The sequence below is a fragment of the Marinibaculum pumilum genome, assembly GCF_042646425.1.
In the GTDB taxonomy this organism is placed as follows: Bacteria; Pseudomonadota; Alphaproteobacteria; order Ferrovibrionales; family Ferrovibrionaceae; genus Marinibaculum; species Marinibaculum pumilum.
In genome coordinates, this window is the sequence record NZ_JBHRTR010000023.1 from 205590 (window position 1) to 226897 (window position 21308).

The 21308-nt window shown below is 69.4% G+C and carries 20 protein-coding genes; 15 read left to right on the forward strand and 5 right to left on the reverse strand.

What is annotated here, in order from left to right:
• The 7 genes from ACFOGJ_RS10040 to ACFOGJ_RS10070 form a co-directional block, all read left to right on the forward strand.
• Window positions 1–1059: ABC transporter substrate-binding protein (locus ACFOGJ_RS10040; protein WP_379899837.1), on the forward strand; the 1059-nt coding region annotated here is incomplete at its 5' end.
• 122 nt (window positions 1060–1181) lie between these two features.
• Window positions 1182–2102: a branched-chain amino acid ABC transporter permease gene (locus ACFOGJ_RS10045; protein ID WP_379899839.1), complete on the forward strand. Its 921-nt coding sequence runs from the start codon at window positions 1182–1184 to the stop codon at window positions 2100–2102.
• A 1-nt stretch (window position 2103) separates the two neighbouring features.
• Window positions 2104–3117, forward strand: coding sequence for a branched-chain amino acid ABC transporter permease (locus ACFOGJ_RS10050; RefSeq protein ID WP_379899841.1), 1014 nt, complete (start codon window positions 2104–2106; stop codon window positions 3115–3117).
• Window positions 3110–3862, forward strand: a complete 753-nt coding sequence (locus tag ACFOGJ_RS10055; protein WP_379899843.1) for an ABC transporter ATP-binding protein — start codon at window positions 3110–3112, stop codon at window positions 3860–3862. The genes ACFOGJ_RS10050 and ACFOGJ_RS10055 overlap by 8 nt, the downstream gene beginning before the upstream one ends.
• Before the next feature lie 34 nt (window positions 3863–3896).
• Complete coding sequence (locus ACFOGJ_RS10060; RefSeq protein ID WP_379899845.1) at window positions 3897–4598, forward strand: ABC transporter ATP-binding protein; 702 nt, start codon at window positions 3897–3899, stop codon at window positions 4596–4598.
• A 44-nt stretch (window positions 4599–4642) separates the two neighbouring features.
• Complete coding sequence (locus ACFOGJ_RS10065; protein WP_379899847.1) at window positions 4643–5539, forward strand: DMT family transporter; 897 nt, start codon at window positions 4643–4645, stop codon at window positions 5537–5539.
• Window positions 5540–5631: 92 nt separating this feature from the next.
• A complete protein-coding gene (locus ACFOGJ_RS10070; RefSeq protein ID WP_379899849.1) occupies window positions 5632–7191 on the forward strand; it encodes a class I adenylate-forming enzyme family protein in 1560 nt (519 codons plus the stop codon).
• Between the two features lie 30 nt (window positions 7192–7221).
• On the opposite strand, the gene ACFOGJ_RS10075 is transcribed toward ACFOGJ_RS10070, so the two are convergent.
• The gene (locus ACFOGJ_RS10075) at window positions 7222–7914 is read right to left on the reverse strand and encodes a DJ-1/PfpI family protein (protein ID WP_379899851.1); all 693 of its coding nucleotides are present in this window, start codon (window positions 7912–7914) and stop codon (window positions 7222–7224) included.
• Between the two features lie 81 nt (window positions 7915–7995).
• Between ACFOGJ_RS10075 and ACFOGJ_RS10080 the strand changes: the two genes are divergently transcribed.
• A complete protein-coding gene (locus ACFOGJ_RS10080) occupies window positions 7996–9009 on the forward strand; it encodes a GlxA family transcriptional regulator (protein ID WP_379899853.1) in 1014 nt (337 codons plus the stop codon).
• Here the strand turns inward: ACFOGJ_RS10080 and ACFOGJ_RS10085 are convergent.
• Entirely contained in the window at window positions 8976–9818 is an 843-nt protein-coding gene (locus ACFOGJ_RS10085; RefSeq protein WP_379899855.1) for an SDR family oxidoreductase, read from the reverse strand. The genes ACFOGJ_RS10080 and ACFOGJ_RS10085 overlap by 34 nt on opposite strands.
• Before the next feature lie 169 nt (window positions 9819–9987).
• Here ACFOGJ_RS10085 and ACFOGJ_RS10090 point away from each other — a divergent pair, with 169 nt between their 5' ends.
• Genes ACFOGJ_RS10090 through ACFOGJ_RS10100 form a run of 3 tightly spaced genes read left to right on the forward strand, consistent with a single transcriptional unit; the run spans window position 9988 to window position 14797 of the window.
• The gene (locus tag ACFOGJ_RS10090) at window positions 9988–11910 is read left to right on the forward strand and encodes a hybrid sensor histidine kinase/response regulator (RefSeq protein WP_379899857.1); all 1923 of its coding nucleotides are present in this window, start codon (window positions 9988–9990) and stop codon (window positions 11908–11910) included.
• A gap of 5 nt (window positions 11911–11915) precedes the next feature.
• On the forward strand, window positions 11916–13754 hold the full coding sequence (locus ACFOGJ_RS10095) for a response regulator transcription factor (RefSeq protein ID WP_379899859.1): 1839 nt from the start codon (window positions 11916–11918) through the stop codon (window positions 13752–13754).
• A gap of 11 nt (window positions 13755–13765) precedes the next feature.
• Window positions 13766–14797: a histone deacetylase family protein gene (locus ACFOGJ_RS10100; RefSeq protein WP_379899861.1), complete on the forward strand. Its 1032-nt coding sequence runs from the start codon at window positions 13766–13768 to the stop codon at window positions 14795–14797.
• Between the two features lie 4 nt (window positions 14798–14801).
• Here ACFOGJ_RS10100 and ACFOGJ_RS10105 read toward each other — a convergent pair whose 3' ends face one another.
• Window positions 14802–15434 carry a peroxiredoxin-like family protein gene (locus tag ACFOGJ_RS10105; protein WP_379899862.1) on the reverse strand — a complete coding sequence of 211 codons (633 nt, stop codon included), beginning with the start codon at window positions 15432–15434 and terminating at the stop codon, window positions 14802–14804.
• An 80-nt stretch (window positions 15435–15514) separates the two neighbouring features.
• Between ACFOGJ_RS10105 and ACFOGJ_RS10110 the strand changes: the two genes are divergently transcribed.
• Window positions 15515–16192, forward strand: coding sequence for a TetR/AcrR family transcriptional regulator C-terminal domain-containing protein (locus ACFOGJ_RS10110; protein ID WP_379899864.1), 678 nt, complete (start codon window positions 15515–15517; stop codon window positions 16190–16192).
• Between the two features lie 7 nt (window positions 16193–16199).
• Here the strand turns inward: ACFOGJ_RS10110 and aguA are convergent, their stop codons facing one another.
• Together aguA and ACFOGJ_RS10120 are read right to left on the reverse strand one after the other, a co-directional pair.
• Window positions 16200–17309, reverse strand: coding sequence for an agmatine deiminase (gene aguA, locus ACFOGJ_RS10115; protein ID WP_379899866.1), 1110 nt, complete (start codon window positions 17307–17309; stop codon window positions 16200–16202).
• A gap of 18 nt (window positions 17310–17327) precedes the next feature.
• Window positions 17328–17495, reverse strand: coding sequence for a hypothetical protein (locus ACFOGJ_RS10120; protein WP_379899868.1), 168 nt, complete (start codon window positions 17493–17495; stop codon window positions 17328–17330).
• 199 nt (window positions 17496–17694) lie between these two features.
• Between ACFOGJ_RS10120 and ACFOGJ_RS10125 the strand changes: the two genes are divergently transcribed.
• The 3 genes from ACFOGJ_RS10125 to der are packed head-to-tail and all read left to right on the forward strand — an operon-like array spanning window position 17695 to window position 21225.
• The gene (locus tag ACFOGJ_RS10125; protein WP_379899870.1) at window positions 17695–18441 is read left to right on the forward strand and encodes a tetratricopeptide repeat protein; all 747 of its coding nucleotides are present in this window, start codon (window positions 17695–17697) and stop codon (window positions 18439–18441) included.
• A 17-nt stretch (window positions 18442–18458) separates the two neighbouring features.
• Window positions 18459–19808, forward strand: a complete 1350-nt coding sequence (locus tag ACFOGJ_RS10130) for a PQQ-like beta-propeller repeat protein (protein ID WP_379899872.1) — start codon at window positions 18459–18461, stop codon at window positions 19806–19808.
• Window positions 19809–19812: 4 nt separating this feature from the next.
• Window positions 19813–21225, forward strand: coding sequence for a ribosome biogenesis GTPase Der (gene der, locus ACFOGJ_RS10135; RefSeq protein ID WP_379899874.1), 1413 nt, complete (start codon window positions 19813–19815; stop codon window positions 21223–21225).
• The last annotated feature ends 83 nt before the right edge of the window (window positions 21226–21308 follow it).

Sequence of the window (21308 nt, forward strand, 5' to 3'; positions counted from 1 at the left end):
GATATGAAGGACGCCGTCGAGCTGGCCGTCGAGGATATCGGCGGCAAGATGGCCGGCCATCCGGTCGAGGTCATCTTCGAGGATGACGGCTTCAAGCCCGAGGTGGGCAAGCAGAAGACCGACAAGCTGGTGAAGCAGGACGATGTCGACTTCATCGCCGGCTTCATCTGGAGCCACGTGCTGCTCGCCTCGTCGAAGTCGGCGCTGGACAGCGGCAAGTTCCTGATCAGCTCCAATGCCGGCCCGTCGCAGCTCGCCGGCAAGTTCTGCCACAAGAACTTCTTCTCCACCTCCTGGCAGAACGACCAGACGCCGATGGCGCTGGGCGAGGTGCTGAACAAGATCGGCATCAAGTCGATCTACATCATGGCGCCGAACTATGCGGCCGGTAAGGACATGGTCGCGGGCGTGGAGCGCACCTTCAAGGGCGAGATCAAGGGCAAGGACTTCACCAAGTGGGGCGCCGACGCGCAGCTCGACTTCTCCGCCGAACTGGCGAAGGCGAAGTCCTCGGGCGCCGAGGCGATCTTCGTCTTCTACCCGGGCAAGGCCGGCTCCGCCTTCGTGCAGCAGTACCAGCAGGCGGGCCTGCAGTCGGAGATGCCGCTCTACTCCGTCTTCACGGTGGACGAGATCGCCCTGCCGCAGTTCCAGAAGGCGGGCATGGACGTGACCGGCGCGCGCGAGACGATGTTCTGGAGCGCCGATCTCGACACGCCGCAGAACAAGCAGTTCGTGTCGAACTTCCGCAAGAAGTACGGCCGCTATCCGTCCTACTATGCCGCGCAGTCCTACGACACGATCTACCTGATCAAGAGCGCGGTCGAGGCGGTGAAGGGCAATCTGGACGATATCGACGGCATGCGCGCCGCCATGGAGAAGGCGGAGTTCCCGTCGGTCCGGGGCAAGTTCAACTACGGCAACAACCACATGCCGATCCAGAACTTCTACCTGCGCGAGGTGGTGAAGGATGCCGACGGCAACTACACCACCAAGATCATCGACACCGCCTATCAGAACCATCAGGACGTCTACGCAAAAACCTGCCAGATGAACTGATCGCGTGCTAAACCTGCGGCGGCGCCCGGTTCCGGCCGGGCGCCGTCTGCGTTTCCGCTGACCTTTCGGCGGACTTTTCGAGGGGCTCTGCCCCGCGCTTCCACTCTTGCCAAGGGCGCCGGATGGACTGGACCCTCGTCCTCATTCAGTTCCTGAACGGATTGCAGCTCGGTCTGCTGCTGTTCCTGCTGGCCTCCGGCCTGACCCTGGTCTTCGGCATCATGGACTTCGTCAACCTGGCCCATGGTGCGCTGTACATGGTGGGCGCGTATTTCTGCGCCACCCTGACCTTCTGGACGGACAGCTTCATCCTTGCCCTGGTGCTGGCGGTGCCGCTGACCGCGATCGTCGGCTTCCTGGTCGAGATGATCGTGGCGCGGCGGCTCTATCCGCGCAGCCATCTGGACCATGTCCTGGGCACCTTCGGCCTGATCCTGGTGTTCGACACCGCGGTGCAGATGATCTGGGGCCCGGAAGGGGTCGCCATTCCTCTGCCGGACTGGCTGAACGGCCAGGTCACGGTGGGGGAGGTGGTGCTGCCCAGCTACCGGCTGATGATCATCGGCGGCGGCCTTCTGGTTGCCGCCCTGCTCTATGTCCTGGTGAACCATACCCGGCTGGGCATGCTGATTCGCGCCGGCGCCTCCAACCGCACGATGGTCAGCGCGCTGGGGATCAACATCCAGCTTCTGTTTGCCGCCGTCTTCGCGCTGGGCGCGGCGCTGGCAGGCCTGGCCGGCATGCTGATCACGCCGATCACCGGGGCCTCCATCGGCATGGGCAACGAGATCATCATCGTCGCCTTCGTGGTGATCATCGTCGGCGGCATCGGCTCGATGAAGGGCGCCTTCATCGCCGCGATCCTGGTCGGCCTGATCGACACCCTGGGCCGCTCCTACCTGGACGACCTGTTCAAGCTGGGCATGGAGACGGAGGCGGCGGAGACCTCCGCGCCGGCCGTCTCCGCCATGCTGATCTACATCCTGATGGCGGTGATCCTGGCCTTCCGGCCGCAGGGTCTGTTCCCGCCGAAGGTCCGCTGAGATGACGGACGCAGCGGAAGGTGCTTCGGTGGCTGAGGGCCGGGCAGGGGCGACAGGCTGGAACCCGCGCCATTGGGGAACCCGCACCTGGTCGACGGTGGTGGTGCTGCTGTTCCTGGCGATCGCGCCGCCGGCGGCCTATTTCCTGGACGAACCGTTCTACCTGGACATGGGGATCCGGCTGGTCTGCCTGGCGATCGCCGCGGTCAGCCTGAACCTGATCCTGGGCTATGGCGGCATGATCTCCTTCGGCCATGCCGCCTATATCGGCATCGGCGCCTATTGCGTCGGCATCCCGGCCTTCCACGACCTCAATTCCGGCTGGCTGCACTTCCCGCTGGCGGTCGGCGTGGCAGCGCTTTTCGCGCTGGTCACCGGGGCGGTCTGCCTGCGCACGAAAGGGGTGCATTTCATCATGATCACCCTGGCTTTCGCGCAGATGGTCTATTTCCTGTTCGTCAGCCTGGAGGCCTATGGCGGCGATGACGGGCTGCTGATCTACTACCGCTCCGAATTCTCCGGCCTGTTCGACATCGACGACAACTTCAACCTCTACATCGTCTGCTTCGTTACCCTGCTGGTGTCGATGTACCTGGTGCATCGCATCGTGAACTCACGCTTCGGCATGGTGCTGCGCGGTTCCAAGGGCAACGATCCGCGGATGCGGGCGGTCGGCTACAACACCTATGCCTACCGGCTGACCGCCTATGTGATCTCCGCATCGATCTGCGCCTTTGCCGGCGCATTGCTGGGGAATTTCACCAACTTCATCAGCCCGGAGATGATGGCCTGGTCGCGCTCCGGCGAACTGATCTTCATGGTCATCCTGGGCGGTGCCGGGACCATCCTTGGCCCGGTCGCCGGTGCGATCGCCTTCCTGGCACTGGAGGAGGTTCTGTCCGGCTTCACCATCTACTGGCAGCTGATCTTCGGGCTGATCCTGATCCTGATCGTCCTCTACCTGAAGGGCGGCATCGTCTCCGTCCTCGGCAAGCGGTTGCCCGAAGATGGCTGACGACCTGCTGCAGATCCGCGACCTGCGGAAGAGCTTCGGCGGTATCGCCGTCACCGTCGGGGTGAATCTCGAGGTGCGCCGGGGCGAGACACATGCCCTGATCGGGCCCAACGGGGCGGGCAAGACGACCCTGATCGCCCAGCTGTCCGGGGATCTCAAGCCGGATGGCGGCCAGATCCTGTTCGCCGGCCGCGATATCACCGCGATGCCGGCCTATCGCCGCAGCCATCTGGGCATGGCGCGGTCGTTCCAGATCACCTCGATCTTCCTGGAGCTGTCGGTGCTGGACAATGTCGCCCTGGCCGTCCAGGCCCGCGCCGGCCATTCCTTCCGCTTCTGGGCGCCGGCACGCCGCGACCGCCGCCTGGTCGACCCCGCCATGGCGGCGCTGGAACGGGTCGGGCTGGGCGGTCGCGCGGACCGGCCGGCCGCCATCCTGTCGCATGGCGAACGCCGCGCGCTGGAGATCGCGATGGCGCTGGCGACGGAGCCGGAAATGCTGCTGCTCGACGAGCCGATGGCCGGCATGGGGCCGGAGGAATCGGCGGAGATGATCGCCACCCTGCAGGAACTGAAGGCCCAGAAGACGATCTTCCTGATCGAGCACGACATGGACGCCGTCTTTGCCCTGGCGGATCGCATCTCCGTCCTGGTCTACGGCAAGATCATCGCTTCCGGCACGCCGGACGAAATCCGCAACGACGAGCATGTCCGCCGCGCCTATCTGGGCGAGGAGGCGGCATGATCCGTCCGGCGAAGCGGCAGCCCGGGAGCGCGCCATGCTGAAGGTGCAGGGGCTGGAGGCATTCTACGGCGCCAGCCAGGCGCTGTTCGGCATCGACCTCGCCGTGAACGACGGCGAGGTCGTGACCCTGCTCGGCCGCAACGGCATGGGCAAGACGACGACGATCCATTCCGTCATGGGGATCGTCCGGCCGGCTGCGGGCAGTGTCGAATTCGACGGGACGGCGATCGCCGGCTGGCCGTCCTACCGGATCGCAAAGGCCGGGCTGGGCCTGGTGCCGGAGGGGCGGCAGATTTTCCCCAACCTGTCGGTGACCGAGAACCTGGTGGCCACTGCCGCCAACCGGCATGGCGCCGGGCGGCCCTGGACCCTGGAGCGGGTGTTCGAGATGTTCCCCGAACTGAATTCGCGGCGGAACTCCATGGGCACCCTGCTGTCGGGCGGCGAGCAGCAGATGCTGGCCATCGGCCGCGCCCTGATGACCAATCCGCGGCTGCTGATCCTGGACGAGGCGACGGAGGGCCTGGCCCCCCTGATCCGGCAGGAGATCTGGTCCTGCCTGGCCCGTATCAAGGCGGAGGGCCTGTCGATCCTGGTCGTCGACAAGAACGTCGCCGACCTGCTGAAGCTCGCCGACCGCCACACCATCATCGAGAAGGGGCGGGTGGTCTGGGCCGGCACCTCCGCCGAACTCGCCGCCGACGAGGGCCTGCAGGCCAGGTATCTGGGCGTCTGAGCGCCCGATGACCTCACACTGTGGGTAACCCCGCGACAGACCGGGTGCCGCTCAACTCGGTCCTGATGCTGCTGGCTGTGAGCGCCCTGTGGGGCGCGAACTGGCCGGCGATGAAGATCGGCCTGACCGAGCTTTCCCCCTTCGCCTTCCGCGGCCTGGTGAACGTGGTGGGCGCGGCCGGCCTGCTGGGCCTGACCTGGGCGCGCGGCGGCGCGCTGCTGCCGCCGTCGGATGACAGGCCGCAGGGCCGGCGGCGGGCCTGGATGCTGCTGGCGATCTGCGGCGTGATCAATTTCTGCGGCTTCGGCGCCCTGATCATGTTCGGAGTCGAACTGGTCGGTTCCGGGCGGGCGGCGGCGCTGGGCAATCTCTATCCGGTCTGGGCGGTGATCCTGGCTGTCGCCCTGTTCGGCGAGCGGCTGCGCTGGCAATGGGCGCTGGCGGTGCTGCTCTGCGTCGGCGGGGTGCTGCTGTTCTTCATCGCCGACCCGCAGGCACTGGACGGCCGGCTGCTCGGCTTCGGCTACCTGATCCTGGGGTCGATGCTGTTTGCCGTCGGCACCGTGCTGGTGCGGATGGCGCGCCTGCAGATGCCGATGAGCGCGATCGTCGGCTGGCAGGAAGCGTTCGGCGCGGTGCCGCTGCTGGCGATCGCCCTGGTCGTCGATCCCGGCATCCGGCAACTGCCGGGCACCGCGTCGCTGCTGGCGATCGGCTATGTCGGGATCTTCACCGGCATCCTGTCGTTCTGGATGTATTTCACCGTGGTGGCGCAGGTCCCGGTGGCGGTATCTACGGTCGGCGTCCAGCTCACCCCCGTCTTCGGCTTCCTCGTGGGCGCCCTGCTGCTGAACGAGACGGTGCGCCTGCCGGACATCGGCGCACTGCTGCTGATCGGCACCGCGGTCTACCTCGTCGTGGCGCCGCCGCGCCGGCGGTAGCGGTGCGGCAGCGGCGCCGTGGCGCCGGCCCGGCGGACTTGTTATGAGGTTCGACGGACCGGCAGGACAAGGGTCGACGGAGGGGGAAAAGCATGCACGTCACGGACAGCTTCTATCTCGGCGCACGGCACTATCCCGAGCGCCTGGCCTTTGCCGGCGAGGGCGGGAATTTCACCTACGATGCCGCGCGGCTGCTGGCGAACAGGATCGCGCATGCGGCGCGGGCCAAGGGGCTGGGCATCGGCAACCGTTTCGCGGTGCTGAGCCCCAATTGCGGCCCGGCGATGATCGTCCAGATCGGCTGCCTGCGGGCCGGCATGGCCTGGTGCAACCTGAACCTGCGCAATACCTTGGAGGGCAATGTCGACATCCTCTCCCGCGGCCGGGTGGATGCGCTGTTCTACCATTCCTCGGTGTCGGAGCAGATCCCGCACTTCAAGGCCGGGGTGCAGAGCCTGGCCCATGCCGTCTGCCTGGATGCGGAGGACGCCAACGGTCCGTCGCTGGCGCAGTGGTGCGATGGCCAGCCCGACAGCAACCCGGACTGGGAGATCCCCGCCGACGCCTTCGGCCTGCAGGGGGCGACCGGCGGCACCACCGGCCAGCCGAAACTGACCCAGTCCGACAATCACTGGCTGTTCATGTCGAACCTGGGCTGGGCGGTCTGCCTGCATCCGAAGGCGCCGCCGGTGAACCTCGCCGTGGCGCCGATCACCCATGCCGGCGGCATGATCGCGATGGCGCAATGGGCGATGGGCGGCACCTCGGTGATGATGGCCCAGGTCGACCTGGAAGCGATCCTGAAGACGATCCAGGAACGGCGGGTGACCACCATGTTCCTGCCGCCGACGGTGATCTACATGCTGCTGGCCCATCCGAAGCTGAAGGACTACGACACCTCCAGCCTGGAATACCTGATCTCCGCCGCCGCCCCCCTGGCGCCGGAAAAGATCGTCGAGGCGATCGGCAGCCTGGGTCCCGTCATCTGCCAGGCCTTCGGCCAGACCGAGGCAGGCTTTCCGCTGACCTTCATGTCGACGGCGGAAACGGCGGAGGCGGTCGCCGACCCGGCGAAGCGGCACCGCCTGCTGTCCTGCGGTCGCCAGACCCCGGTGGTCGAGGCGATGGAGGTGATGGACGAGGAGGGGCGGATCCTCGGCCCCGACGAGGTGGGCGAGATCGTCCTGCGCGCGCCGTCGATCATGAAGGAATATCTGGACGACCCGCAGGCGACGGCCGAGATCAAGAAGTTCGGCTGGCTGCACACCGGCGATATCGGCTATCGCGACCGCGACGGCTACTGGTACATCACGGACCGCAAGCGGGACATGATCGTCTCCGGCGGCTTCAACATCTTCCCGTTCGAGATCGAGTCCGTGCTGATGGCGCATCCCGCCGTCCAGGACTGCGCCGTGGTCGGCGTACCCGACGAGAAGTGGGGCGAGGCGGTGAAGGCCGTCGTGCTGCTGACCCCCGGGCGGGAAGCTTCGGCGCAGGAACTGGCGGAACTGTGCCGCGAGAAGCTGGGCGGCATGAAGACCCCGAAGAGCATCGACTTCTGGGAGGACCTGCCGCGCAGCCCGGTCGGCAAGGTGCTGAAGCGGGAGATCCGCAAGGCGTTCTGGGAAGGCCGCGGCCGCAGCGTCGGCTGAACCGGTGCAGAGCGGTGCGCGGACCCGCGGTCAGCCTGCGGCGAAGCGCGCCGCGATCCGGTCGATCGCGGCATGCCGGTCGGCCAGGCGCTGGTTGATCGCAGCGGTGACGAGGTCGCGGATCTCCGGCCGCGCGCTGTCCGGCGTGCCGCCGGAGAGCGGCTCCGGCGCATATTCGATGCCGAGCTGGATCGCCTCCGCGATGTCGCGGCCGCAGCGTTCCGCGATCACCCGGAAACCGAAGTCGATGCCGGCCGTGACGCCGCCGGCGGTGATCCGGTTGCGGTCGATCACCACCCGCTCGCGCACCGGCGTGGCGCCGAACAGGGCGAGCTTGTCGGTCCAGGCCCAGTGGCAGGCGGCGCGATAGCCGCGCAGCAGGCCGGCGGCCGCCAGCACCAGGGAGCCGGTGCAGACGCTGGTGACATAGCTGGCCTCCGTTGCCTGGCGGCGCAGCCAGTCCAGCGTCGCCGCATCCTCCATCGCCTCCGTGCAGCCGGGCCCGCCCGGCACGCAGATCATGTCGAAGGCCCGGTCGTCGTCGAAGGTGGCGGTCGGCAGCACGGACAGGCCGCAATCGCTGGCGATCGGCGCGTCGCTGCCGGCGACGAAGGACAGCGCTGCACCCGGCATCCGCGCCAGGGTCTCCGCCGGGCCGGTGAAGTCGAGCTGCGTGACGCCGGGGTAGAGCAGGAAGGCGATGCGGAAGGGCTGGTCGGTCATGGCAACTCTCCTCTGGCTGGAGGTCATGAATAGCTCCGACCGGGTTTGGCGTGAATGTCAAAGACATATAGATTTGCGCCAATGACCCGACAGATCGTCCTCCTTGCGGCGCGGGGCGCCCAGGTCCTCGACGCCACCGGCCCGGCCGCCGTCTTCAGTGCCGCCAATGACGGGCGGGCCGAACGCGGCGGGTCACCGCCGTCATACCAGGTGATCCTCGCCTCGCCCGCCGGCGGTGCGGTCGAGACGATCTCCAGCGTGACCCTGCAGACCGCCGCACTGGCCGATGTCGATCCGGCCGGCGTCCACACCTGCCTGGTGGCGGGGCATGATCGCGACGGCATGCAGGCGCTGATCGCCGACCGCGGCGCCCGGGACTGGGTCCTGCAGGCCGCAGCGCAGGCCCCGCGCTGGGGTTCTGTCTGTTCCGGTGCCTTCGCGCTGGCGGCCTGGGGGCTGTTGGACGGGCGGCGGGCGGCGACCCACTGGGGGGTGACGGAGGAGATGGCGCGCGGCTATCCCAAGGTCGCCGTCGATGCGGACTCCCTCTATGTCACCGACGGGCCGGTCTGGACCTCCGCCGGCATCACCGCGGGCATCGACATGAGCCTGGCCATGGTGGAAGCCGATCTCGGCGCCCGCATTGCCGCGACGATCGCCCGGCGCCTTGTCGTCTATCTGCGGCGGCCCGGCAGCCAGGCGCAGTTCTCCGATGCGCTGAAGCGCCAGTGCGCGGCGGCGACGCCCTATGCCGAACTGATCGACTGGGCGGAGGCCAACCTGGCGACCGACCTGAACGTGGAGCGGCTGGCGGAACGGGCGGGGCAGAGCCTGCGGACCTTCCAGCGGCGTTTCGCCGCCGCGACGGGACGCAGCCCGGCCGCCTTCGTCGAGGACCTGCGGATCGACCGCGCCAAGATGCTGATCGCCTCAGGCGTCGCGCTGAAGGTCGTGGCCGGCGATGTCGGCTATCCGGATGCCGGTCGCCTGTCGACTGCCTTCCGCCGGCGCATGGGCCTGTCGCCGTCGGTCTGGCGGGCGATGCACGGCAATGACCCGGATCATTCCGCGATCCGGCCCGCGGCGACCAACTGATCGCGCATGGCGGGCAGGGCGCGTTCCGGGCCCAGGGCGCTGTAGCCGCCATCGGCGGCATAGTCCGCGCCGGTGACGCAGGCGGCATCGTCGCTGCACAGGAAGGCCACCACGGCGGCCACTTCTTCCGAAGTCGAGGTGCGGCCCTGCAGGTGATAGTCCGCCGCCAGGCCGTCGATCACAGCACGGTCGCCGCCGGACAGGTCTTCCATCAGGTGCGACCAGGTCCAGCCCGGCGAGACGCTGTTCACCCGGATCCGGTCCGCGGCCAGGTCGGTTGCGGCACAGCGGGTCAGCTGCAGCAGGGCGGCCTTGGTGGACGGATAGAGCCAGCGTCCGGCCATCGCCACTTTGCCGGCAATGCTGGCGATATTGACGATGCTGCCGCCGCCCCGCGCCGCCATTTCCGGTGCGGCTGCCCGGATCGTCAGCGCAGCGCCCACCAGGTTGATGTTGCAGGCCACCAGCCAGTCCGCCCGCTCGGCCGCGATGCCGCCGTCGCGATAGGTGCAGGCGCCATTGACCAGCAGGTCCAGGCCTCCGAACTGGTCCACGGCCTCGCGCACGCATTGCTGGATGCTGCCGTCGATCTGCAGGTCGGTCTGCATGAAGAAGGCGGCATCGCCAAGTTCCGCCGCCATGGCCGCGCCGCGCGCGGCGTCCATGTCGGCAAGGCAGAGCCGGGCCCCGTCGGCCACCAGGCGATGCGCAATGCCCGCGCCGACGCGGCTCGCCGCACCGGTGACGATCCCTGCCTTGCCGGCAAGCCTGCCGGTACCGACGCCACTGTCGCCTGCCTGCTGGGTCATATGCTGTCCTCATGCGATTGGAAGGAAAGGGCGAGTGGTCGCCGGGCGGCGCTTCCGGGCGGCCCTATAGCATGGCAGTCCGGGATCGGGCATCGTAGGCCGATAACCGGGAACTGCTGCGGGTCACCCGGAGGCGATACGGACCGATCCTTCCAAACCGGCGGAGCTGATGACAGAGACCCAGCCGACCGACCCGCCGGCCGGCACGACGCCGGCCGACCCGTCCTACGAGATGCTGCCCACCGCGCTCGACAGCCTGTCCGAGGGCTTCGTGCTGTTCGACGCGCAGGGCCGGCTGGTCCTGTGCAACCGGCGCTACCGCGAGGCCTATCCGCAGATCGCGGACATGCTGGTGCCCGGCGCACCGTTCCGCGAGATCCTGCGCCAGGCGGCGATCCGCGGCGGCCATGTGCGCGCGGAGCTGGACATGGAGGCCTGGATCGACGAGCGGATGTCCCGGCATGAGAAGAATGCCGGGCCGGTCGACCTCTGGCTGTCGGACGGCCGCTACTACCGGCTGAGCGAGCATGCGGTCCCGGGCGGCGGGATCGTGAAGCTGCTGACCGAGATCACGGCGCTGCACGAAAGCGAGATGCGCTACCGCGACCTGGTCGAGCAGTCGCCGTTCGGCATCGCCATCGCGCAGGATTCAGTGCTGCGTTATGCCAACCCGAAGGCGCTGGAGATCATGGGCGCGGACCGGGCCGACGAGGTGCTGGGCCGCGCCTTCCAGGACTATGTCCTGCCCGGCGGCGACCCGCTGCTCTACGACCTGCTGTCGGGCCATGCCGACGAACAGCGCGACGGCGCGGTAGCGGCGGTCGACCTGCAGCCGCTGCGCGGCCGCCAGCGCCATGTCGAGATCGGCGTCAGCCGCACCCGCTTCGAAGGCCGCGACGCCCTGCGCATCGCGATGAACGACGTCACCGCCCGGCAGGATGCCGAGCGTGCCCTGCAGCATGCGCAGAAGATGGATGCGATCGGCCAGCTGGCCGGCGGCGTCGCGCACGAGTTCAACAACCTGCTGACCGCGATGGGCGGCTTCGCGCAGATGGGCCTGCGCACCCCGGGCGACCAGGACCGCCTGCGCTACTGCCTGCAGGAGATCGTCAGCGCGTCGGAACGGGCGGCGGCGATGACCCGGCAGCTGCTGGACTTCGCGCGGCGGGAGACCGATCACCAGTCGGAATATGTCGACATCGCCCGCCTGCTTGCCGAACTGGATGCCTTCCTGCGCCCGGTCCTGGGCGAGGCGGTCGCCACCCGGATCGAGATCCCGGACGAGGCGATGCCGGTGATGGTCGACCGGGGCGCCCTGCTGCAGGCCATCGTCAACCTGGCGATCAACGGCCGCGATGCCATGCCGGGCGGCGGCACCCTGCGCATCGGCGCCCGCATCCTGCCGCCCGGCGACCCGCTGCGGCTGCGGCATCCGGACCTGGAGCATGACAGCTACGCGGCGATCTCCGTCACCGACGAGGGGGTCGGGATCGACCAGGCCATCGCCGACCGGATCTTCGAGCCGTTCTACACCACGAAGGCGCAGGGCCAGGGAACCGGCCTGGGGCTGCCCATGGTCTATGCGACGGCGGTCCGGGCGGGCGGATCGGTGGACATGGAGTCCGCGCCGGGCGAGGGCGCGACCTTCACCCTGCTGCTGCCCATCACGGCGATTCCGGAGCCGGAAGCGCCAGCCGCCGACGTGCTGGAGGAGGGCGGCAGCCTGTCCGGCACCGTCCTCCTGGTGGAGGACGACCCGGCCGTCCTGCGGTTCGTGCGGATGGCGTTGCAGGACATGGGCCTGACCGTGATCAGTGCCGGCGACGTCGCCACTGCTACGGCCGCCTTTGCCCGCAATGGCGACACGGTGGACATGCTGCTGTGCGACATCGTCCTGCCGGATGGCGGCGGCGACGTGCTTGCCCGGCGGCTGGCACGTCAACGGCCGGACTTGCCGATCGTCCTGATGACGGGCTACAGCCCTGTCGCGGCGCGCCCGGATGTGCAGGAACTGGCACCGGGGCGGGTGCTGGCGAAGCCGGTCGACCGTGCCGCGCTGTCCGCTGTCGTGCGGGACGTGTTCGAGGGCTGAAGGTCGTGGCATCCGGGAAAGTGGAACAGGGGGACGGCCCGGGGGAACCCGACCTCGTCCTCGGCGTATTGGAGCCGCGCATCGCCACCGCGCTGGCGGAGGCATGTCCCGCCTTCTTCGAGGCAGAGGGCGTCTCCGCCCTGGAAGTTCTGCTTCAGCCGGACCTGTTCGCCGCACTGCTCGATAGTGCGGAAGCGGGTGCCGCAGCGACCGTGCTGTCGCGGGCGGACGGGGCGAGCGGCTATCCAGATTCCGTCGGGCTGATGATCGCATTGCGGCAGGGTCTGGAGCGACGCCTTTCGGGACTGGACATACCGGAGGTGACGCCGAAGACCCTGGCGACGGCCTGCCGACGGATCGGCGACGCGCTGAAGAGCAGCGACGGACAGCTGGCGCTGCTCGCGGCGCTGGTCCGGATGACGCCGCAGGACCGGGGCGCGGGCAAGCGGATTGCCGGACTTGCGGCATGCCTGCGCCAGCCGCTGCCGTCCGGCGCGGTGGAACCGCTCGACCGCCTGCTGGGAGACATGCTGTCCCGTCCCGCCATGGCCCGCGAACTGTTCCCGGCAGAGATGTCGATGGCACAGCAGATCGGCACGCTGCTGGACACCGCGGAAGGCCGGGGCGACGCACTGGGGCGGTCGGTCCCGGTCCTGGCCGCCGTGGTGCGCAGCGAGGCCTATCCGCGCCTGGGCCAGACGCGGCGCGGCGCCCGCAGCACGGCGATCTCGATGCTGGGCAGCCCGGGGCAGCTTGCCGGCACGGACCTGGAGGCCGCGGACCTTGCAGTGCTCTCCGACGAACTGGCGGGGATGCAGGAGCTCGGGCGGCGGATCCGGCGCCTCGCCGCCGGGGACGAGGAGCAGCGCCTGCGGCAGGCATTGCGGCAACGGGCGACCTGGCTGCTGCAGGAGCCGATCCTCGCCTCCGTGCTGGCCGGACTGGACCTGTACGAGAGCCTCTGCGCCCTGTTCGAGTTGCAGACCGTCACCAGCGAGTTCGACCTGCGCCCGGTCGACGACCGGCTGCGGCGCATGCTGAACGACCGGAACCTGTCGGCCGACCTGCGGCGCGCTTCGCCGACCATCGCCGGCCAGGTCCGGATCTGCGGGCAGCTGCACCGGCGCGCCCAGGAGAGCACCTTTGCGCCGGCAGAGCGGGAGCGCCTCGCCAAGATGTTCGACGGCTTCCAGCTCAGCCTGCTGAAGCGCAGCCAGATCCTGGACGGCATCTCCACCGAGAAGCGCATCGACATCGACCTTCTGCTGCAGGCCGCCGACCTGCTGGCGGAAGAGGCCTTCCCCGAGGGCGAGGCCCGGCGCGCCGTGCATCGCACCCTGCAGCGGACCATCCGCCGGCCGCTGTTCTTCCGCACGGTGCTGGGCGACGAGACCGACAGGGATGCCCGGATCGCAGGGCTGAACGAGGTCCTCGGCCGGTTGCGCGATGCGGGGATCACCTGCCGGTCGCCGCAGGACCTGCGCGTCCTCTGCGTCGACGACGAACCCGGCGCGCGGAAGTTCGTCCGCATGATCCTGGAGGACCTGGCGGTCGGCGAGATCATGGAGGCGCGCGACGGCCAGGAGGCGCTGGAGATGGTGGAGCAGGAGGACAATGTGCTCGACCTGATCATCGCCGACTGGCGGATGCCGCGCCTGAACGGGCTGGAGCTGCTCAAGCGGGTGCGCAAGAGCCATGCGCAGATGCCGTTCCTGATGATCACCGCGCTGGCGACCGTGCCGGCGGTGCGCGAGGCGATGCACTACGAGGTCGACGCCTATCTTGCGAAGCCGTTCCCCCCGGAACAGCTGGAGGAGAAGATCCTCACCCTCATCAACCGCTGAAGGCTGCCATCATGCAGATCGTCTACGACCCGCGGCAGAAGGGCCACGACCCGCAGCATTTCCTGGTGCGCGGTCAGCCGAAGGCCAACCCGGAAACGCCGGAAAGGGTCGACATCCTGCTTGCTGCACTGCAAGCGGGCGGTCATCCCGTGAGCACGCCGGAGGAGCACGGCGCCGGGCCGCGTGCCGCCGTGCACAGCCCGGACTATCTCCGTTTCCTGGCAACGATCGCGGACCGCTGGCAGGCGCTGCCGGATGCCGGCGCGGAGGTCCTGCCCAATGTCCATCCGCCGATGCGGGACGGCGGCTATCCCCGTTCGCCGGTCGGCCAGGCCGGCTACCACATGGCCGACACCGCCTGCCCGATCGCTGCCGGCACCTGGGAGGCCGTCTGCGCCAGCGCCAACACCGCCGTCGATGCCGCGGCCCGGCTGCTGGGGGGCGCCGCCGATGCGGTCTACGCCCTGTGCCGGCCGCCGGGGCATCATGCCTTCGCCGACATGGCGGGCGGCTTCTGCTACCTCAACAATTCGGCAATCGCCGCACAGTACCTGCGCCGCAGCGCCGCGCGGGTGGCGATCCTCGACATCGACGTGCATCACGGCAACGGCACGCAGGGCATTTTCTATGCCCGCCGCGATGTCCTGACCCTGTCGATCCATGCCGACCCGGCCGACTATTACCCCTTCTTCTGGGGCTATGAGGCGGAGCGCGGCACGGGCGAGGGGCTCGGCTTCAACATGAACCTGCCGCTGCCGGTGGGCAGCGGCGATGCGGAGGTGGCGGCGGCGCTGGACCGCGCACTGGAACGGATGGCCGCCTACGCACCGGAGATCCTCGTCGTCGCGCTGGGCCTGGACGCGTCCCGCGACGATCCCCTGAAGGGCATGACGGTGACGCCGGCCGGCTTCCAGGACCTGGGGCGGCGGATCGGATCGCTCACCTGCCCGGTCCTGGCGGTTCAGGAAGGCGGCTATGTCTCCGCCAGCCTGGGCGAGAACCTCGCCGCCTTTCTCACCGGCTTCGAGGCGGCCCGCGCCTGACCTGTCAGGCGACGGCACGCCTGTGGCGCGCCGCCACCGCCAGCAGGGCATCGACATCCCATTGGTCGTCGGCATGCCGGCCGTGCCGCAGCTCCAGAATCCGGCCGTCGGGTGCGACCAGGGCATCCGCCGGAAAACCGAGGCGGCCGCCATCGGCGCGCAGCGGCGGCAGCTTCCGGCCGCGCAGGGGCGCGACACTTGCCCAGGCCACGGCGCGCATCAGGGCGGGCCAGGCGCCGGACCGCGCCAGGGAACGGGCGCCGGCCGTCACCCCGAACGTGGCATAGAGCTGCCGGTCCGGGTCCGGGATCACGGCGAAGGGCAGGGCGGCGGCATAGGGCAGCAGGGCCTGCGCTGACGAATGGAACAGCACCACCTCGACCAGCCCGGCCGCTTCGATCTCCGCATGGCGCCTCGCGAAGTTGCGCAGGTGGAGGTCGCAGATCGGACATCCGGCGAAGCGACGGAACTGAAGGTGGACCAGCCGCCCCGGCGCCGGGATCCGGATTTCCCGCCCGTGCATGTCGACGAGGGCCAAGGGCGGCAGCACCGTGCCCTTGCGATGTCGTTGCGGGAAAGTTGCGGCGACGGGACTGTCCAGGTCCGGACTGTCTGTGGCGGTGAAGGTGTCAGTCATCTGGTTCCCTCATGGCTGATATCGTACGATGTACGGTAAAAGTTAAATATCCGTACATCGTACGTTTTCAAGGGGGCCCGATGCCCGGACGCAGGAAACTTCAACGACGGCAGATCCAGCAGGCCGCCCTCGACCTGGTAGACCGGGACGGCCTCCACGCTTTGTCGATGCGCAGCCTGGCGCGGGAACTGGGCACCGGCACGATGACCCTCTACGGCTATGTCGCGGACCGGGCCGCGCTCGATGCCCTTGTGGTCGCCGCGGTGCTGGACGAGGCCGGGCCCATGCCGGCCGATGACGCCATGCCGGGCGGGGAGGCGGCGGAGGACGCCGAATGGCGGGCGCGGGCGGCCGTGCTGGCCCTGGCGGCTTGGCGTGCGATCTGCGCCCATCCCAACGCGATCCCCCTGATCCTGACCGTCCGGCTCAGTTCCGGGCCGGCCCTGGCGCACGGCGAGGCCCTGCTTGCGGCGCTGGCCGGCAGCGGATTGCGGGGGGAAGGCCTGCTGGCGGCGTTCCGGGCAGTCAACGGCTTCATCGTCGGCCAGGCGCAGGTGCAGACCGCGGACCTGCGCATTGCGGTGGAGAAGGGGGCCCCGGACGCGGCGATCGCCAGCGCCATGTCGCTGGACTTGGCGCAGTTCCCGCATCTGCGGGAGATCGCCGCCGCCGCCGCACAGACGACCCCTGAGGCACAGTTCCGCGCAGGCCTGCGGCTGGTCCTGGACGGCGTCGCCGCCGCCGCATCCGTCAGCTGAACGGGCGTCAACTGAACGGGTGCGGGCCGCGGGCGGGGACCTGCTGGGTGATGCAGTGGATGTTGCCGCCGCCCAGCAGGATCTCGCGGGACGGCAGGCCGACGATCCGATGCCGCGGCAACAGGTCCTGCAGGACCCGCAGCGCCACCGGATCCAGCCCCGGGTCAAGGAGCGGCATCACCACCAGGCCATTGCCGAAATAGAAGTTCACGTAGGACGCTGCCAGGCGGCTGCCGGCCGGGCGCACCATCGGCCGGTCGCCGGCGGGCCCCGGCGCCAGGTCCGTCGTCTCCGCGGCCTCCCTGTACAGCGGTCCGGGCTGCGGGATCCGATGGACCGCGATCGTCCGGCCGGCGGCATCCGGCGTCCGACGCAGGATATCCTCTGCCGCGCGGCAGACCGGATGCAGGGGGTCCGCCGGGTCGTCGGTCCAGGTCAGCAGAACCTCGGCCGGGCGGATGAAGCAGCACAGATTGTCGACATGGCCGTTCGTCTCGTCCTCCGGCACGCCTTCCGGCAGCCAGATCACCCGGGCTGCGCCCAGATGGTCGCACAGGCTCCGCTCGGCCGCGGCCCGGCCGATGCCCGGGTTCCGGTTCGGGTCCAGCAGGACGCTCTCGGTGGTCAGCAGGGTGCCCTCGCCGTCGGTGTGGACGGCGCCGCCTTCCATCACCAGCGGGCAGCGCCAGCCTTCGGCCCGTTCCACCTCCAGCACCTTGGCGGCAACGGCATCGTCGAATTCATGCGCGGCGTACATGCCGCCCCAGGCATTGAAGCGCCAGTCGATGCCGGCCAGGCGCCCGGCTTCGTCCCGCACGAAGGTGGGACCGGTGTCGCGCATCCAGGAATCGTCGGCCGTCAGCTCCACCACGTCGACCTGGGACGGCAGGCTGGCGCGGGCCGAGGCATAGGCCGCCGCCGACGCGCCGACCCGCACCGGCTCCCCTTCGGAGATCGCCGCGGCCACGGCGGCAAAGGCCCGCCGTCCGGGTGCCGCGCCGGCACGCCAGTTGTCGGGGCGTTCCGGCCAGAGCATCCAGCAGCCGTCATGCGGCGTCCATTCGGCCGGCATGCGGAACCCGGCGGCCGCCGGCGTCGCCGCATCCGTATCGTGCATCACGACCATGCCGGCACCTCAGCCGAACATGCGGTAGAGCAGCGCCAGCAGCACCGCCAGGCCCAGCCAGATCGCGATGTAGGTGACGGCGGTCGAGCCGCGCAGGCGCGACCAGCCGATGCCGCCGGCCACCAGGACGATGGCGCCGACCAGGGCGGCCAGGGTGGCGATCTGGGTGGTGTCCATGCGGATGGAGCCTCGGAAAGGTTTCAAATCTGGGTCGGGCAATTAGCGCTTGCCGCAGATATAGTGTACCAGCAGGCACGCGCCGCATCGTGCTGCGCCATGATGCCGGAATCGGCCGAGATGCCGGTTCGGGCATCATGGCGCCGGCGCCCCGCTTCGCGGGCTGTGGCAATCAGAGATTTCGAGTTGTGAGGGCGACTTGTCCGAGAGCGAGCTATTCCGCGAGATCGATGAGGAAGTCCGCAAGGAGAAGTTCCAGAAGCTGGCACGGCGTCTGGCCCCTGCGGCGATCGGCATCGCGCTTGTCGTGGCCCTGGCGGTCGGCGGCTGGTTCGGCTGGCAGGCATGGAGGAATGCCGAGGCCGACGACCATGCGCGGGCCTTCGTCTCTGCCGTCGGCAAGTTCCGCGGCGGCGATGCCACGGCGGCGGCCGATGACCTGGCGGTCCTGGCGGGCGAGGCCTCCGGCGGCTATCGCACCCTGGCTCTGCTGCAGCGGGCTGCGGCGCTGGAGGATGGCGGCTTCGATGCCGCGGCGATGGAAAGCTATCGCCAGCTTGTTGCCGATCCGGATGTCGCGCCGGACTTGCGGGCGGTCGCGCGGCTGCGGGCCGCGCTTCTTGCCGTCGTGACGGGCGCCGACCCGGACCGGGTACGCCAGGACCTGGGGCCCCTGCTGACCGGCGGCGCGCCTTACCAGCCGCTGGCCACAGAGATCGAGGCCGCAGCCCTGCTGCAGTCGGGCGACCGTGAGGGCGCGATCTCCGCCTACAAGGCCCTGACGGAAGAGGCCTCCGCGCAGCCGGGCGTCCGCCAGCGCGCCGATGAGGCACTGCGGGCGCTCGGTGTCGAGACGGGCGGTGCGGATGGCGATGGCGCCGAAGCGGCACCCGCCGGCGGCGACCCTGCCGCGGGGGATACCGGCACCACCAGCGCCACCGACTGATCCCGCGGGCAAGGACGATGTCGACATCCATCCTGCGCAGGATTGCCGTCGTGACCGGCGCTGTCGCGATGCTTGCCAGCACCGCCGCCTGCGACCTGACCGATCTCTACGGCGTCGAGGAGGACAAGCCGCTGCCGGGCGAGCGCATCCCGGTGATGCAGCTGGACAGTACCCTGCAGGCGGATCCGCGCCTGGAGGAACTGGACGTGCGCCTGCCGGCGCCCTGGGCCAATGCCGACTGGCCGCAGGTGGGCGGCTATCCCAGCCATGCGATGCACCATCTGGCGCTGGGCGAGCAGATCGCCGAGGCCTGGCGGATCGATATCGGCGCCGGCGCCTCCGATGGCCAGCGGATCTTCGCGCCGCCGGTGGTGGCGGATGGCCGGCTCTACGCCATCGACGCCGAATCCAACCTGTCGGCGTTCGACACGCAGACCGGCGACCGGCTGTGGCGGGTCGCCCTGGCGCCGGAGGAGGAGGACGAGGGCGCCATCGGCGGCGGCATCGCCTACTGGAACGGCTGGCTCTATGCGACCACCGCCTATGGCCTGGTCTACAAGCTGTCGCCCGCGGATGGCAGCCAGGTCTGGGTGAACGATCTGGGCCTGCCGATGCGCCCCGCGCCGACCGTGTTCGGCGGCCGGGTCTATGTGGTCACCGGCGACAATACCCTTCACGCCCTGTCCGTCGCGGACGGCACCGAGGAATGGAGCCATACCGGCATCGCCGAGGGCGCCGCCCTGGTCAACGCCGCCGCCCCGGCGGCGACCGAGTCCGTGGTGGTGGTGCCGTTTTCCTCCGGCGAGATCTTCGCCCTGCGCGCGGGCAACGGGGTCGTGGCCTGGGGCGACACCCTGATCCGCACCGGCCGCATCTCCCCTGTGGGGGAGATCAACGACATCACCGGGGAGCCGGTGATGGACCGCGGCGTGGTCTTCGCGGTGAGCCATGCCGGCCGCATGGTGGCGATCGACCAGCGCACCGGGGCGCGGCTGTGGGAAACCACCTTCGGCGGCCTGAACATGCCCTGGGTCGCCGGCGACTTCATCTTCCTGGTCACCCTCGATTCCGAGGTCGTGGCCCTGACCCGCAGCGACGGACGGGTGCGCTGGGTGCAGCAGCTGGAGCGCTATATCAACCCGGACCGGAAGCAGAACCGCGGCGTCGTCGTGTGGTACGGCCCGGTCCTGGCGGGCGACCGGCTGATCCTGCTGTCCAGCGTCGGCCAGGCGGTCACCCTGTCGCCCTATTCCGGGGAGCTTCTGGGAGAACTGGAGCTGCCGGACCGCGCCATGGTGCCGCCGATCGTCGCGGAGGAAACCCTCTACATCACCACCGCGGACGGCGAGATCTTCGCCTATCGGTAGGACCATGACCCCGCCCGAACGCCTGCTCGTCGCGGCCATCGTCGGCCGCCCCAATGTCGGCAAGTCGACCCTGTTCAACAGGCTGGCCGGCCGGCGGATCGCCATCGTCGCCGACACCCCCGGGGTGACCCGCGACCGGCAGGAGGCGACCGCCAGCCTGGGCGATCTGAGCTTCCGCGTCTTCGACACCGCCGGGCTGGAGGAGGCGGCGGGCGATTCCACCGAGGCACGGATGCGCGCGCAGACCGACCGGGCGGTGGCGGATGCCGATGTCGTCCTGTTCCTGATCGACGCGCGCGCCGGGGTGACGCCGCTGGACCGGCATTTCGGCCAGGCCCTGCGCGCCACCCGGAAACCAGTGATCCTGCTGGCCAACAAGGCGGAAGGCCGCGCCGGCGAGGCCGGTGTGCTGGAGGCCTATTCCCTCGGCCTCGGCGAGCCGGTCGCCCTGTCGGCGGAGCATGGCGAGGGGATGGTCGACCTTCTCGATGCATTGCTGGCGCATGCGCCGGCGGACGCGGACACGGCTCCGTCAGGCGATGAGGGTCAGGACCCCGGCTTCTCGGAAGAGGGCAGCGAAGGCGACGACGACGAGGACGCGCCCGCCGGCCCCCTGCAACTGGCCGTGGTCGGCCGCCCGAATGCGGGCAAGTCGACCCTGGTGAACCGCCTGCTGGGGGACGAGCGGCTGCTGACCGGACCGGAGCCGGGCCTGACCCGCGACGCGATCTCCATCGACTGGTCGTTCGAGGGCCAGTGGATCCGCCTGGTGGATACCGCCGGCATGCGCCGCAAGGCCCGGATCGAGGAGGACCTGGAGCGCCTGTCGGTGCGCGACAGCCTGGACGCGGTGAAGATGGCGCAGGTCGTCGTGCTGCTGATCGACGGCCAGCGCGGTCTGGACCGTCAGGACCTGACCATCGCCGCGCATGTGGCGGAAGAGGGGCGGGCGATGGTCCTGGCGGTCAACAAGTGGGACCTGGTCGAGGACAGGGCGCGCCGGCTGAAGGAGATCGAGGAGCGGCTGGAGATCTCGCTGACCCAGGTGCGCGGCATCCCGATCGTCACCCTGTCCGCCCTGACCGGGCGGCATGTCGACCGCCTCCTGCCGGCGGTGATGCAGCAATACGCCCGCTGGACCCGCCGGCTGCCGACCGCCCAGCTGAACCGCTTCCTGGCGGAAGCGCAGGAGCTGCACCCGCCGCCCGCGGTTTCCGGCCGCCGGCTGCGGATCCGTTATGCGACCCAGGTGAAGGCACGGCCGCCGACCTTCGCGCTGTTCGTGAACAAGCCGGAGGAGCTGCCCGACAGCTATCTGCGCTATCTCGCGAACGGCCTGCGCGAGCTGTTCGACCTGACCGGCATTCCCCTGCGGCTGATGACCCGAAAGGGACGCAATCCCTACGCGCCCGACTAGGGCGTTCCCATTGAAGGCAGAATCGATAGGGGATTCCCCTGAGGGGCGAACTGTGATTCACCCTATCTGCTGGATGAGGAGGC

What these genes read in the sequence shown, in the direction of transcription:
- ACFOGJ_RS10100 (WP_379899861.1), top strand. Translation starts at nt 13,766, where the DNA reads ATGCAGATCGTCTACGACCCGCGGCAGAAGGGCCACGACCCGCAGCAT.
- ACFOGJ_RS10110 (WP_379899864.1), top strand. Translation starts at nt 15,515, where the DNA reads ATGCCCGGACGCAGGAAACTTCAACGACGGCAGATCCAGCAGGCCGCC.
- ACFOGJ_RS10050 (WP_379899841.1), top strand. Translation starts at nt 2,104, where the DNA reads ATGACGGACGCAGCGGAAGGTGCTTCGGTGGCTGAGGGCCGGGCAGGG.
- ACFOGJ_RS10120 (WP_379899868.1), bottom strand. Translation starts at nt 17,495, where the DNA reads ATGGACACCACCCAGATCGCCACCCTGGCCGCCCTGGTCGGCGCCATC.
- ACFOGJ_RS10080 (WP_379899853.1), top strand. Translation starts at nt 7,996, where the DNA reads ATGACCCGACAGATCGTCCTCCTTGCGGCGCGGGGCGCCCAGGTCCTC.
- ACFOGJ_RS10090 (WP_379899857.1), top strand. Translation starts at nt 9,988, where the DNA reads ATGACAGAGACCCAGCCGACCGACCCGCCGGCCGGCACGACGCCGGCC.
- ACFOGJ_RS10105 (WP_379899862.1), bottom strand. Translation starts at nt 15,434, where the DNA reads ATGACTGACACCTTCACCGCCACAGACAGTCCGGACCTGGACAGTCCC.
- ACFOGJ_RS10055 (WP_379899843.1), top strand. Translation starts at nt 3,110, where the DNA reads ATGGCTGACGACCTGCTGCAGATCCGCGACCTGCGGAAGAGCTTCGGC.
- ACFOGJ_RS10045 (WP_379899839.1), top strand. Translation starts at nt 1,182, where the DNA reads ATGGACTGGACCCTCGTCCTCATTCAGTTCCTGAACGGATTGCAGCTC.
- ACFOGJ_RS10085 (WP_379899855.1), bottom strand. Translation starts at nt 9,818, where the DNA reads ATGACCCAGCAGGCAGGCGACAGTGGCGTCGGTACCGGCAGGCTTGCC.
- der (WP_379899874.1), top strand. Translation starts at nt 19,813, where the DNA reads ATGACCCCGCCCGAACGCCTGCTCGTCGCGGCCATCGTCGGCCGCCCC.
- ACFOGJ_RS10075 (WP_379899851.1), bottom strand. Translation starts at nt 7,914, where the DNA reads ATGACCGACCAGCCCTTCCGCATCGCCTTCCTGCTCTACCCCGGCGTC.
- aguA (WP_379899866.1), bottom strand. Translation starts at nt 17,309, where the DNA reads ATGCACGATACGGATGCGGCGACGCCGGCGGCCGCCGGGTTCCGCATG.
- ACFOGJ_RS10060 (WP_379899845.1), top strand. Translation starts at nt 3,897, where the DNA reads ATGCTGAAGGTGCAGGGGCTGGAGGCATTCTACGGCGCCAGCCAGGCG.
- ACFOGJ_RS10130 (WP_379899872.1), top strand. Translation starts at nt 18,459, where the DNA reads ATGTCGACATCCATCCTGCGCAGGATTGCCGTCGTGACCGGCGCTGTC.
- ACFOGJ_RS10070 (WP_379899849.1), top strand. Translation starts at nt 5,632, where the DNA reads ATGCACGTCACGGACAGCTTCTATCTCGGCGCACGGCACTATCCCGAG.